General features: G+C 68.2%; 11 protein-coding genes. 9 read left to right on the plus strand and 2 right to left on the minus strand.

Going from position 1 to position 12,316, the window contains the following annotated elements; genetic code table 11:
* Nucleotides 1-118 precede the first annotated feature (118 nt).
* Nucleotides 119-886, minus strand: a complete 768-nt coding sequence (locus NGK62_RS07190) for a crotonase/enoyl-CoA hydratase family protein (RefSeq protein WP_059371533.1) — start codon at nt 884-886, stop codon at nt 119-121.
* Nucleotides 887-1,163: 277 nt separating this feature from the next.
* On the opposite strand from NGK62_RS07190, the gene glyQ reads away from it, so the two are divergent.
* From glyQ to def, 8 genes are read left to right on the plus strand one after another with little or no spacing between them, the layout of a single operon-like run.
* On the plus strand, nt 1,164-2,075 hold the full coding sequence (gene glyQ / locus NGK62_RS07195) for a glycine--tRNA ligase subunit alpha (protein WP_059371532.1): 912 nt from the start codon (nt 1,164-1,166) through the stop codon (nt 2,073-2,075).
* A complete protein-coding gene (glyS, locus tag NGK62_RS07200) occupies nt 2,076-4,214 on the plus strand; it encodes a glycine--tRNA ligase subunit beta (RefSeq protein ID WP_251877855.1) in 2,139 nt (712 codons plus the stop codon). It begins immediately after the preceding gene.
* A complete protein-coding gene (gene gmhB / locus NGK62_RS07205) occupies nt 4,211-4,750 on the plus strand; it encodes a D-glycero-beta-D-manno-heptose 1,7-bisphosphate 7-phosphatase (protein WP_118932407.1) in 540 nt (179 codons plus the stop codon). The genes glyS and gmhB overlap by 4 nt, the downstream gene beginning before the upstream one ends.
* A gap of 4 nt (nt 4,751-4,754) precedes the next feature.
* Nucleotides 4,755-5,483, plus strand: coding sequence for a lysophospholipid acyltransferase family protein (locus NGK62_RS07210; protein WP_059371529.1), 729 nt, complete (start codon nt 4,755-4,757; stop codon nt 5,481-5,483).
* The gene (locus NGK62_RS07215; RefSeq protein ID WP_118932408.1) at nt 5,470-6,465 is read left to right on the plus strand and encodes a M48 family metallopeptidase; all 996 of its coding nucleotides are present in this window, start codon (nt 5,470-5,472) and stop codon (nt 6,463-6,465) included. The genes NGK62_RS07210 and NGK62_RS07215 overlap by 14 nt, the downstream gene beginning before the upstream one ends.
* A gap of 20 nt (nt 6,466-6,485) precedes the next feature.
* Entirely contained in the window at nt 6,486-7,628 is a 1,143-nt protein-coding gene (locus NGK62_RS07220) for a 2-aminoethylphosphonate--pyruvate transaminase (RefSeq protein ID WP_251877857.1), read from the plus strand.
* A gap of 12 nt (nt 7,629-7,640) precedes the next feature.
* Nucleotides 7,641-8,036, plus strand: a complete 396-nt coding sequence (gene gloA, locus NGK62_RS07225) for a lactoylglutathione lyase (protein WP_054457526.1) — start codon at nt 7,641-7,643, stop codon at nt 8,034-8,036.
* Nucleotides 8,037-8,070: 34 nt separating this feature from the next.
* Entirely contained in the window at nt 8,071-8,604 is a 534-nt protein-coding gene (gene def, locus NGK62_RS07230) for a peptide deformylase (RefSeq protein ID WP_059371527.1), read from the plus strand.
* Between the two features lie 38 nt (nt 8,605-8,642).
* On the opposite strand, the gene NGK62_RS07235 is transcribed toward def, so the two are convergent.
* On the minus strand, nt 8,643-10,889 hold the full coding sequence (locus tag NGK62_RS07235; protein ID WP_251877859.1) for an acyl-CoA dehydrogenase: 2,247 nt from the start codon (nt 10,887-10,889) through the stop codon (nt 8,643-8,645).
* Between the two features lie 153 nt (nt 10,890-11,042).
* On the opposite strand from NGK62_RS07235, the gene NGK62_RS07240 reads away from it, so the two are divergent.
* Nucleotides 11,043-12,272, plus strand: a complete 1,230-nt coding sequence (locus NGK62_RS07240) for a spore maturation protein (protein WP_059371724.1) — start codon at nt 11,043-11,045, stop codon at nt 12,270-12,272.
* The last annotated feature ends 44 nt before the right edge of the window (nt 12,273-12,316 follow it).

The following is a 12,316-nucleotide window of genomic DNA, read 5'->3' on the forward strand; positions in this document are numbered from 1 at the left end:
GCAGGACTAGCGCGGCGCAATGGAGAAAGAACTATTTTGCCGCCGGGCCGCCCCAAGGCAAAATGCGCCCCCCTCGGGGGGCAGCAAGCCCCGCAGGGGCGCGGCGTGGGGGCATTTCCTATTTGCCTTGCCACACGGGCTTGCGCTTCTCGGCGAAGGCGGTCGCGCCTTCCTTCGCGTCGGCCGACGAAAAGATGTGGGCGATCAGCGGACGCTGCTGGTCGAACATGCTGGCCTGGTCCCAATCGCCCGACTGCGCCACGATGCTCTTGGCGGTCTGTACCGCCAGCGGGCCGTTCTCGACGATGGCGCGGGCCAGTTCCAGCGCGCCAGCCAGGGCGGCGCCCGGCTCGGTGATGCGGTTGACCAGGCCGAAGGAGTAGGCGCGCTCGGCCGTCAACATTTCGCCCGTCAGGATCACTTCCATGGCGATGTGGTACGGCAGACGGCGCGGCAGGCGCAGCATGCCGCCGGCGCCGGCCACCAGGCCGCGCTTGACTTCAGGCAGGCCGAACTTGGCGTTGCTGGCGGCCACGATCAGGTCGGAAGCCAGCGCCATTTCGCAGCCGCCAGCCAGTGCGTAGCCTTCCACCGCCGCGATCAGCGGCTTCTTGGGCGGCCGCTCGTTCAGGCCGGCGAAGCCGCGGCCTTCCACGTAGGGACGCTGCCCCGACTTGGCGAAGGCCTTCAGGTCCATGCCCGAGGAGAACGTGCCGCCGCCGCCCGTCAGGATGCCGATGCGGATGTCGTCGCGGCTGTCCAGCTGGTCCAGCGCCGCGGCCATGGCCTGCGCGGTTTCCAGGTTGATGGCGTTCTTGGCCTCGGGACGGTTGATCGTGATGATCTGGATGCCGTCGGTGACTTCTACCTTGATCAGGTCTGACATGGGACTGCTCCTTCCGGGAATTCTCGGAATCGGGTTCCGGGTTTTATATAAGACTTGGTACGCAACCTGGAATCATACGATCATTGGTTTCCAGGCGCAGCGACAGGCCCGCGCGGCGTCCACCAGCGGCACACTGTCCCCCTTGTGAACCGCCCAGAAGTCCTAGATGTAACCGTCCGCCCGGCATTCGGGAACCGGACCGCCCCGGGCCAGTTAAAATGTCGGGTTTCCCACGCCCAGGGCAAGCCTTGCCCGGCGGCCGAATTCCAAGAATCCTATGCTCACCTTTCAGCAAATCATCCTTACGCTCCAGGAATACTGGGACAAGCAGGGTTGCGCCCTGCTGCAGCCCTACGACATGGAAGTCGGCGCCGGCACCTCGCATACCGCCACATTCCTGCGCGCGATCGGTCCGGAGCCCTGGCGCGCCGCCTACGTGCAGCCCTCGCGCCGCCCCAAGGACGGCCGCTACGGCGAAAACCCCAACCGCCTGCAGCACTACTACCAATACCAGGTGGTGCTGAAGCCCGCGCCCCCGGAAATCCTGGACCTGTACATCGGCTCGCTCAAGGCGCTGGGCATCGACCCGGCCCAGCATGACATCCGCTTCGTCGAGGACGACTGGGAAAACCCCACCCTCGGCGCCTGGGGCCTGGGCTGGGAAGTCTGGCTGAACGGCATGGAAGTCACCCAGTTCACCTACTTCCAGCAAGTGGGCGGCCTGGACTGCACGCCGACCACCGGCGAAATCACCTACGGCCTGGAGCGCCTGGCCATGTACCTGCAGGACGTGCAAAGCGTGTACGACCTGGTCTGGACCGAAGGCGCCAACGGCAACCGCGTGCTGTATCGCGACGTGTTTCACCAGAACGAGGTGGAGCAGTCGACCTACAACTTCGAGCATTCGTCGGCCGAGATGCTGTTCTCGCACTTCAACGACTATGAAGCCGAGGCCAAGCGCCTGATGGACGTGCCGCTGGCGCTGCCCGCCTACGAGGCCGCGCTGAAGGCCGCGCATACGTTCAACATGCTGGACGCGCGCGGCGCGATCAGCGTCACCGAGCGCGCCGCCTACATCGGCCGCATCCGCAACCTGTCGCGCGCCGTCGCGCAGGCCTATTACGATTCCCGCGAACGACTGGGCTTTCCCATGCTGGGCCGCGACAAGGCCGCCGGGGAGGCTGCATAAATGACGACGAACATCCGCCCGCTGCTGGTCGAACTGCTGACCGAAGAACTTCCGCCCAAGGCCCTGCAGAAGCTGGGCCAGGCCTTCGCCGAAGGCGTGCGCGCCACGCTGGAGCGCCACGGCCTGCTGGCCGCCGGCTGCGCCGCCACCGCGTATTCCACGCCGCGGCGCCTAGCCGTGCACCTGTCCGCCGTGCTGGCGCAGGCGCCCGACCAGCCCTATGCCGAAAAGCTGATGCCGGTAAAGATCGGCCTGACCGAAGACGGCAAGGCTACCCCCGCGCTGCAAAAGAAGCTGGCCGCCAAGGGCCTGGAAAACATCGATCTGGCTACCCTGGAGCGCGAATCCGACGGCAAGCAGGACTACCTGGTCGCCCGCGGCACCGCTCCCGGCGCCCAACTGGCAGCCGGCCTGCAGGAAGGCATCGACGCCGCCATCAACGGCCTGCCCATTCCCAAGGTCATGCGCTACCAATTGGCCGACGGCGTCACCACCGTCAAGTTCGTGCGCCCGGCGCACGGCCTGGTCGCGCTGTTCGGCGCCGACGTGGTGCCGGTATCCGCGCTGGGCCTGGCCGCCGGCCGCGACACGCTGGGCCACCGCTTCATGAGCGCGGGTCCCGTGTCCATCGCCGACGCCGACGCCTATGCCGCCACCCTGGCCGAAAAGGGCCGCGTGATGGCCTCGTTCGAAGGCCGCCGCGACGAGGTCCAGCGCCAGCTGCTCGACCATGCCGGCCGCCTGAACGCCGCCCTGGGCGACGATCCCGAAGTGGCCGCGCTGCTGGACGAAGTCACGGCCCTGGTCGAACACCCCACCGTCTACGTGGGCCAGTTCGAAGAGCAGTTCCTGCAAGTGCCGCAGGAATGCCTGATCCTGACCATGCGGCTGAACCAGAAGTACTTCCCGCTGTTCGATCCGGCCAGTGGCCGCCTGACGCACCGCTTCCTGATCGTCAGCAACATGCACACCGACAATCCGGTGAACATCGTCGAAGGCAACCAGCGCGTGGTGCGCCCGCGCCTGGCGGACGCGCAGTTCTTCTTTGAAACCGACCGCAAGACCCCGCTGGCGGCGCGCGTCGAACAACTGGGCTCGATCGTCTACCACAACAAGCTGGGCACCCAGCTCGAACGCGTGGAGCGCGTGCGCGCCATCGCCCGCGGCGTGGCCGAACAACTGGGCGGCGACGTATCCGCCGCCGACCGCGCAGCCATGCTGGCCAAGGCCGACCTGGGCTCGAACATGGTGGGCGAATTCCCCGAGCTGCAAGGCGTCATGGGCGCCTATTACGCGGCCGGAGACGGCGAACCCGACAGCGTGGTGCAGGCCCTGCGCACGCAGTACCGCAACCGCTACGACGCGCCCGTCACCGCTGAATCGCTGACCGCCGCCATCCTGTTCATCGCCGAGCGCGTGGAAACCATGGTCGGCATCTGGGCCATCGGCCTGGCGCCCACCGGCGAACGCGACCCCTTCGGCCTGCGCCGCGCCGCGCTGGGCCTGATCAGCGCGTTCGAGCAATTGGCCGCAGGCGGCTGGCTCAAGATCAGCTCGGCCGGCCCCCTGTCGCTGGACGGCCTGCTGCAACTGGCCGCAGGGACCTTCCCCGCCGGCAAGATTCCCGCCGACACGCTGGCCGAGGTCCGCGCCTTCATCTACGAACGCTACCGTAACCAGCTGATCAACGACTTCGACCGCAACGCCGTCGAAGCCGTGATCGCGCTGACCCCGCCGCTGCACCAGGTGGCCGAGCGCGTGCGCGCTGCCGCCGCCTTCGCGCTGCTGCCCGAGGCCGCCAGCCTGGCCGCCGCCAACAAGCGCATCGGCAACCTGCTCAAGAAGGCCGAAGGCGAGATCGGCGCGGTGAACGACGCCGCGCTGGTGGAACCGGCCGAAAAGGCGCTGGCCGCCGCCGTGTCCGCGCTGCGCCCCAAGGCCGAGGCGCAACTGGCCGCGGGCGACTTCGCCGGCAGCCTGAGCACGCTGGCCCAGGTCCGCGAACCCGTGGACGCCTTCTTTGCCGACGTCATGGTCATGGCCGAGGACCCGGCCGTGCGCGCCAACCGGCTGGCCCTGCTGGGCCAGTTGCATGGCCTGATGAACCAGGTCGCTGACATCTCCAGGCTGGCACAGTGAAGCTCATCATCCTAGACCGCGACGGCGTCATCAACCAGGACAGCGATTCGTTCGTCAAGAATCCCGACGAATGGATCGCCCTGCCCGGCAGCCTGCACGCCATCGCCCGGCTGACGCAGGCGGGCTGGAAGGTGGTGGTCGCCACCAACCAGTCGGGTCTGGCGCGCGGCCTGTTCGACATGGACACGCTGACGGCCATCCATACCAAGATGCGCCGCGAACTGGCCGCCGCAGGCGGCAGTATCGACGCGGTCTTCATGTGCCCGCACGGCCCCGATGACAACTGCGCCTGCCGCAAGCCCAAGCCCGGCATGTTCGAACAGATCGGGCACCGCTACGACGTCGACCTGGCCGGCGTGCCGGCGGTGGGCGATTCGCTGCGCGACCTGCAGGCCTCGTCGTCGGTCGGCTGCTCGCCCTGGCTGGTGCTGAGCGGCAATGGCAAGAAGACGCTGGCCAAGGGCGGCTTGCCGGACAATACCCGCGTCTGCGACGACCTGTCGGCCGTGGTCGACGCGCTGCTGCAGGACCATTGATCCGATGGCCCGCCTACGTTCGCTGCTGTACTTCCTGTTCCTGGCCGTCACGGTCATCCCCTACGCGTTCGCTTGCATCCTGTGGGCGCCGCTGCCGCTGCACTGGCGCTATAAGTTGACCGTGGGCTGGCCGCGCCTGGCCATCTGGGGCGCGCGCTTCTTCTGCGGCATCCGCTGGCAGGTCAAGGGCTGGGAAAATCTGCCCGACGGCCCGGCGGTGCTGCTGTCCAAGCATCAATCGGCCTGGGAAACGCTGTTCTTCCCCGCCCACATGCCGCGCGAAGTCTGCTTCGTCTACAAGAAGGAACTGCACATGGTGCCGTTCTTCGGCTGGGGCCTGGCGCTGCTGCGCATGATCCCGATCGACCGCGCCAAGGGTCGCGATGCCTTCGACCAGGTGGTCAAGCAAGGCCAGACCCGCCTGGACGAAGGCCGCTGGCCCCTGCTGTTTCCCGAGGGCACCCGCGTGCCGCCCGGCAAGACCGGCCGCTTCAAGATGGGCGGCGCGCTGCTGGCCTCGCGCACCGGCGCCGCCGTCATCCCGGTGGCGCACAATGCCGGCGAATGCTGGCGCCGCAACGCCTTTGTGAAGTATCCGGGCATGGTTACCGTGTCCATCGGTCCCGCGATAGAATCCAAGGGACTCTCCCCCGAGGAACTGAACAAAAAGGTTCAGGACTGGATCGAAGGGGAAATGCGGCGTCTCAATCCAGAAAGGTATGGCCAGCACTGATCAGCTCGAACTCCTGTTCGACGAACAGCAGCACGACGCGCCCACGGGCGCGCCGCCGCTGAACGCCGCGCCGAAGGCTCCGGCCGCACCTAAGCCGGCCGCGCCCAAGCCGGCCGCGCCCAAGCCCCTCTTCCCCGATCTGCCCCCGGCTGCCGCCCCTGCGGGCGAACCGCTGCTGACGCTGTCGCCCAACGCGGCCTCGCTCGTCCCCACGCCCTGCCCCGACCCGCTGCCGCCCGGCGCGCGCTGGCGCGAAGTCTCGACCGAGCAGCAGCCCATCGGCTTCGTGCTGCTGCGCTCGCGCCGCCGCAGCATCGGCTTCGTGATCACCGACGACGGCTTGCGCGTCACCGCCCCGAACTGGGTCACGCTGACGCAGGTGGACGACGCCGTGCGCGAGAAAGCCCGCTGGATCCTCACCAAGCTGCGCGAATGGCACGCCCGCAAGCAGCAGCTTGCCATGGCGCACACGCGCTGGCAGGCGGGCGGCGAACTGCCCTACCTGGGCAAGCGCATTGTGATCGGCGTAGGCGGCGACAGCCGCCAGGCCAACCTGTCGGGCGACGCCGACGCCCCGCAGGATGGCGACACCTTGTGGCTGGCGCTGCCATCCTCGGCGGACCAGGGCCGCATCCGCGATTCGGCCCAGGCCTGGCTGCAACAGCGCGCCGGCGCCTGGTTCGGCGCGCGCCTGGCCCACTTCCTGCAGGTCAGCGGCCTGAAGATCCAACGCTGGCGCCTATCCTCGGCCGCCACCCGCTGGGGCTCCTGCACCAGCGACGGCAACATCATGCTGAACTGGCGCCTGATCCATTTCGCGCCCGCCATCATCGACTACGTCATCGCGCACGAGCTTGCCCATTTGCGCGAAATGAACCACAGTCAGGACTTCTGGCGCGAAGTGGGGCAGATCCTGCCCGACTTCGAAGACGCCAAGAACATCCTGCGGCGTCACGACCCCGCATCCTTGCCTCAGTTCTGAGGCATTCTGGAGACACGAAAATGTTGCTGCTGATTCCGGGCCCGGTCACGACCGACGCGCGGGTGAAGGCCGCCATGGCGCAAGACTATGCGCCGTGGGACAACGATTTCCGCCAGACCTACCGGCAGGTCTGCGATGGCGTGCTGCGCGCGGCGCTGGCGTCGCCCGACGAGCACGCCGCGCTGGCGCTGCCGGGCTGCGGCCACTTCGCGGTGGAAGCCGCGATCCGCAGCTTCATCCCCGCCGGCGGTCGCCTGCTGGCCCCCTCCACCGGCGCCTACGCCGCCCGCCTGCAAAAGCTGGCCGGCGATGCCGGCCGCGTCGCCGTGCCGCTGCCCGTCGGCCCCACCGAGCGGATCGATCCGCTGGCGGTCGCCCACGCCCTGGAACAGGATCCCACGCTCACGCACCTGGCGCTGGTCTACAGCGAAACCGGCAGCGGCATCTGCCATGACGTGCCTGAACTCGCGCGCATCGCGCACGGACTCGGCCGCCGCGTCATCGTCGACGCCGTGTCCGCCTTCGGCGCGCTGCCCCTGGAGCTGCGCGCCCTGCCCGCCGTGGAAGCGGTGGTGCTGACCGCCAACAAGTGCCTGGAAGGCATGCCCGGCGCCGCCTTCGTGGTGGCGCGGCGCGACAGCCTGGAAGCGGCGCGCGGCGTCGCCGGCAGCTGGTCGCTGGACCTGGCCGACATCTACCAGCAAAGCCTGCAGCCCAATGCCGGCCCGCGTTTCACGCCGCCCGCCCCCACGCTGGCGGCGCTGGCCGTGGCGCTGGAACTGCACCGCGAAGAAGGCCGCGAGGCCCGCCTGGCACGCTACACCGCCAACATGCGCACGCTATATGATGGCGTCAGGGAGCTGGGCCTGGCGCCTTACCTGACGCCTGCCCTGCAGGGCCCCATCGTCGTCAACGTCCGCGCCCCTGACGCGCCGACCTGGAACCTGCAATTGTTCGTGGACGCCCTCAAGCGCCGCGGCTACGTGCTCAGCAACTTCTACAACACCGAACAACCTTCGTTCCGGGTCGGCTGCATCGGCGCCTTCGGGCCCGACCAGATGCGGCAGGCAGTCGACGCCATGGGCGGCGCGCTGCGCGACATCGGCATCACCCGGGAAGCCGCCGGCAGCGGCGGATTCTTCCCGCTCCCCCTCACCGCTTAAGGAAAACATCCCATGCGTATGCTCCACACCATGCTGCGAGTCGGCAACCTCGACAAGTCCATCGACTTCTACACCAACGTGCTCGGCATGCGCGTGCTGCGCCGCAATGACTACCCCGAGGGCAAGTTCACGCTGGCCTTCGTCGGCTACCAGGACGAATCCGAAGGCGCCGTCATCGAACTGACCCACAACTGGGACACGGACAAGTACGACCTGGGCACCGGCTACGGCCACATCGCCCTGGAAGTCGACAACGCCTACGAGGCCTGTGACAAGGTCAAGGAAAAAGGCGGCAAGGTCACGCGCGAAGCCGGCCCGATGAAGCACGGCAAGACCGTCATCGCCTTTGTCGAAGACCCCGATGGCTACAAGATCGAGTTCATCCAGAAAAAGGGCCGCCAGGACTGAGCCCCCCGCGCGGCCGACGCCAGGAAGACATTCCATGATCCACACCATCCTGAAAATGGGCGATCCGCGGCTGTTGCGCGTGGCCGCGCCCGTGGAACGCTACGACACGCCCGAGCTGCACGCGCTGATCGACGACATGTTCGAAACCATGGCCGCCGCGCAAGGGGTGGGCCTGGCCGCGCCGCAGATCGGCGTGGACCTGCAGCTGGTGATCTTCGGCTTCGACCGCAACGAGCGCTATCCGGACGCGCCCGCCGTCCCGCAGACCATTCTGTGCAATCCGGTCATCACGCCGCTGTCTGACGAAATGGAAGACGGCTGGGAAGGCTGCCTGTCGGTGCCGGGCCTGCGCGGCGTGGTGCCGCGCTACCGCCACATCCGCTACAGCGGGCGCGATCCCTACGGCCAGCTCATCGAGCGCGAGGCCGAGGGGTTTCACGCCCGGGTGGTGCAGCACGAATGCGACCACCTGATCGGCCGGCTCTACCCGTCGCGCATCCAGGACTTCAGCAAATTCGGGTTCACTGAAATCCTGTTCCCCGACATGGATCCGAACCAGGACGACTAAGGCCTTGCTCCCGCCTTGCGGGAGCTTGCGTCTCTTCCCTACGCCTCTCCCGAACCCGCCTTGGCGGCCTGCGGCGACAGCTCTTCAGGCGCGAAATCGTCCACCTGCAACACCCGCGACACCAGCGCTTCGGCCTCTTGCAGCGAGGCCGCCTGCGCGTCGGTAATGGCGCCGCGCTGGTGGGCTTCACGCCAATCGCGCACGCCGGACTGGCGCAGGCGGTCGCGCAGCGGCTGCACCGCGTCCGCCAGCGCGAAGGCGCGGGTCAGGAGACCCACCGGATCGTCGCCGGCGGCGCCGGCCTCGCGATGCAGGTCGGCCGCCAGGCGCACATGCGTGGGCGAAGGCTTGAGCAGCAGTTCCGCGCATTCCCGCGTCAAGGCGTCGCTCGGCCCCTTGGCCAGGCGCAACGGCAGGATGGCTGTGCGCAGCCCCCATGACAACACGCGGCCCGGCAGGTTGCGCAAGACCTGGTCCATGCCTTTCTCGATGCTGGCGTAGCCCTGCTCCAGGCACCAATGCACCAGCGGCAGGTCGTCGTGCTTGCGGCCCTCGTCTTCCCAGCGTTTGAGCACCGCCGACTGCAGATACAGCTCGGACAGGATGTCGCCCAGACGGGCGGAGATCATCTCGCGGCGCTTCAGCCCCCCGCCCAGTTGCGCCAGCGTGGCATCGGCCAGCAGCGCGAAGCCCGAGGCATAGCGGCCCAGCCGCCGGTAGTGGCCGGCCACGGGGCCGGATGAAGGCGCAGGCGCCAGCACTCCGCCAGTCCAGGCGCGGCCGATGGCCCGCAGCGCGTTGATGCCCGTGTGGCGCAGATGGCGCCAGAACACGTCGTGGAAGACCTCCATGCCGCGGTCTTCGTCGGGGTTGCCCAGCGCCAGGATTTCCGGCATCAGGTAAGGGTGGGCGCGGATCGCGCCCTGGCCGAAGATGATCAGGTTGCGCGTCAGGATGTTGGCGCCCTCGACCGTGATGGCGATGGGCACGGCGCGGTACAGCGCGCCCAGGTAGTTGCTGGGACCGTCGATGACGGCGCGGCCGGCATGGATGTCCATCGCGTCGTTGACCGAGCCGCGCATGCGCTCGGTGGCGTGGTACTTCATGATGCCCGAGACCACCGCCGGCTTGACGCCCTGGTTCAGCGCGGCGCAGGTCAGGCGCCGGGCGGCTTCGACCAGATAGGCATTGCCAGCCAGCCGGGCCAGCCCTTCCTGCACGCCTTCGAACTTGCCCACGGGAATGCCGAACTGTTCGCGCACTCGGGCATACATGCCCGTGGTGTGCGCGCACATCGCGGCGGCGGCGGCCGATAGCGAAGGCAGGGAAATGCCCCGCCCCGCCGCCAGCGCGCTCATCAGCATCTGCCAGCCATGGCCGGCGCGTTCTGCGCCGCCGATCAGCGCATCCAGCGGCACGAACACGTCGCGTCCGCGGTTGGGGCCGTTCTGGAAGACCTGCATGGCGGGCAGGTGGCGGCGCCCGATCTCCACGCCGGGCGCTTCGGTCGGCACCAGCGCGACCGATATGCCGATGTCCTTGGCGCCGCCCAGGATGCCGTCGGGGTCCGACAGCTTGAAAGCCAGGCCCAGCACGGTCGCCACCGGCCCCAGCGTGATGTAGCGCTTGTGCCAGTTGAGCCGGATTCCGATCAGTTCGCGCCCGTCGACCACCTGGCGGCAGACCACGCCCGTGTCCACCATGGACGCGGCGTCCGAGCCGGCCTCGGGACTGGTCAGGCCGAAGCAAGGCACCTCGCGCCCGTCCGCCAGCCGCGGCAGCCAGTAGTCGCGCTGCGCCGGGGTGCCGAACTGCATCAGCAGTTCGCCCGGCCCCAGCGAGTTGGGCACCATCACGGTAACGCCCGCGGTAATGGAATAGGCCGAGATGCGCCGCACGACCTCGGAGTGCGCGTAGGGTGAAAAGCCCAGGCCGCCGTAGCGCCGCGGAATGATCATGCCGAAGAAGCGTTCGGCCTTCAGGAAGTCCCATACCTCGGGCGGCAGGTCGCGCCGGTTCCAGGTGATGTCCCATTCGTCCAGCATGGCGCAAAGCCGTGCCAGCGGGCCATCTATGAAGCGCTGCTCGTCCGCGGTCAACGTGGCTGCCGGCACGTCCAGCAGCTTGCGCCAGTCGGGATTGCCGGTGAACAGATCCGCATCCCACCAGGTGTCTCCGGCCTCGATGGCTTCGCGCTCCGTCGCCGACATGGCGGGCAGCGCGTTGCGCGCCCAGCGGTAAGCAGGTTCCGAGATGCGGCGCCGGCGCCACGCGTTGAAGTCCATGAGTGTTCCTCACTGTTATGGCCCCAGGCTCCAGGGCGTATCAGGTCAAAGTACCAGAATTGGCGGCGCCGGGCCAAGCTGCGGCCTGCCGACTCTGCGACAATGGGCCTCGGCGCGCAGCGCGCAATCCATCGCTATCCGGGCAGTCTCCGCATGCTGAACAAACTCTGGCTGGGCTTTTTCCTTACCGCGGCCGCGGCGGCGCTGTACCGCTGGCTGGTCATCGGCGATCCCGAAGTCTTCCGCATGATGGTCGCCAGCCTGTTCGACATGGCCCGCGTGTCCGTGGAAGTGATGGTGCTGCTGTTCGGCACGCTGACGCTGTGGCTGGGCTTTCTGCGCATCGCCGAAGGCGCGGGCCTGGTGGAAAAGCTGGCGCACGTGCTGGGACCGCTGTTCGCGCGCCTGATGCCGGGCGTGCCGCGCAACCACCCGGCCATCGGCTTGATCACGCTGAACTTCGCCGCCAACGGACTGGGCCTGGACAACGCCGCCACGCCCATCGGGCTGCGCGCCATGCGCGAATTGCAGTCGCTCAATCCCACGCCCGAAACCGCCAGCAACGCGCAGATCCTGTTCCTGGTGCTGAATGCCTCATCGCTGACCCTGCTGCCGGTGACGCTGTTCATGTTCCGCGCGCAGCAAGGCGCGCCGGACCCGACGCTGGTGTTCCTGCCCATTCTGCTGGCCACCAGCGCATCGACCCTGGCCGGGTTCCTGGCCGTGGCGGCCTGCCAGCGGCTGCGCCTCATCGATCCCGTGGTCATGCTTTGGCTGGGCGGCGCGGCGCTGCTCATGGGCGGATTCATGGCCTTGCTGGCCAGCATGTCGGCGGCGGCCATCGCCTCGCTGTCGTCGCTGCTGGGCAACCTGGTCCTGTTCGGCATCCTGATCGCCTTCCTGGTGGCGGGCGCCTGGAAGAAGGTGCCGGTCTACGAGGCCTTCATCGAAGGCGCCAAGGAAGGCTTCGACATTGCCAAGAGCCTGCTGCCCTATCTGGTCGCGATGCTGTGCGCGGTGGGCGTGCTGCGCGCCTCGGGCGCGCTGGATTTCCTGCTGGACGGCATCCGCTGGCTGGCGGTGCAGGCCGGCTGGGACACGCGCTTCGTGGACGCCTTGCCGACGGCCCTGGTCAAGCCCTTCTCGGGCAGCGCGGCGCGCGCCATGATGCTGGAAACCATGACGCATTTCGGCGTGGACAGCTTCCCCGCGCTGCTGGCCGCGGTGGTGCAAGGCAGCACCGAAACCACCTTCTACGTGCTGGCGGTGTATTTCGGATCGGTGGGCATATTGCGGGCGCGCCACGCGGTGGGCTGCGCCCTGATCGCCGATCTGGCCGGCGTGCTGGCGGCCATCGGCGTGTGCTACTGGTTCTTCGGCTGAAAGCCGCCGCGCGGCGGCGGGAAGCGCCAGGGTGGCGCTCCCCG

The organism is Achromobacter sp. Marseille-Q4954, from assembly GCF_943737025.1.
Taxonomy (GTDB): Bacteria; Pseudomonadota; Gammaproteobacteria; order Burkholderiales; family Burkholderiaceae_B; genus Achromobacter; species Achromobacter bronchisepticus_A.

What these genes read in the sequence shown, in the direction of transcription:
- NGK62_RS07190 (WP_059371533.1), bottom strand. Translation starts at nt 886, where the DNA reads ATGTCAGACCTGATCAAGGTAGAAGTCACCGACGGCATCCAGATCATC.
- glyQ (WP_059371532.1), top strand. Translation starts at nt 1,164, where the DNA reads ATGCTCACCTTTCAGCAAATCATCCTTACGCTCCAGGAATACTGGGAC.
- glyS (WP_251877855.1), top strand. Translation starts at nt 2,076, where the DNA reads ATGACGACGAACATCCGCCCGCTGCTGGTCGAACTGCTGACCGAAGAA.
- NGK62_RS07210 (WP_059371529.1), top strand. Translation starts at nt 4,755, where the DNA reads ATGGCCCGCCTACGTTCGCTGCTGTACTTCCTGTTCCTGGCCGTCACG.
- NGK62_RS07215 (WP_118932408.1), top strand. Translation starts at nt 5,470, where the DNA reads ATGGCCAGCACTGATCAGCTCGAACTCCTGTTCGACGAACAGCAGCAC.
- NGK62_RS07220 (WP_251877857.1), top strand. Translation starts at nt 6,486, where the DNA reads ATGTTGCTGCTGATTCCGGGCCCGGTCACGACCGACGCGCGGGTGAAG.
- gloA (WP_054457526.1), top strand. Translation starts at nt 7,641, where the DNA reads ATGCGTATGCTCCACACCATGCTGCGAGTCGGCAACCTCGACAAGTCC.
- def (WP_059371527.1), top strand. Translation starts at nt 8,071, where the DNA reads ATGATCCACACCATCCTGAAAATGGGCGATCCGCGGCTGTTGCGCGTG.
- NGK62_RS07235 (WP_251877859.1), bottom strand. Translation starts at nt 10,889, where the DNA reads ATGGACTTCAACGCGTGGCGCCGGCGCCGCATCTCGGAACCTGCTTAC.
- NGK62_RS07240 (WP_059371724.1), top strand. Translation starts at nt 11,043, where the DNA reads ATGCTGAACAAACTCTGGCTGGGCTTTTTCCTTACCGCGGCCGCGGCG.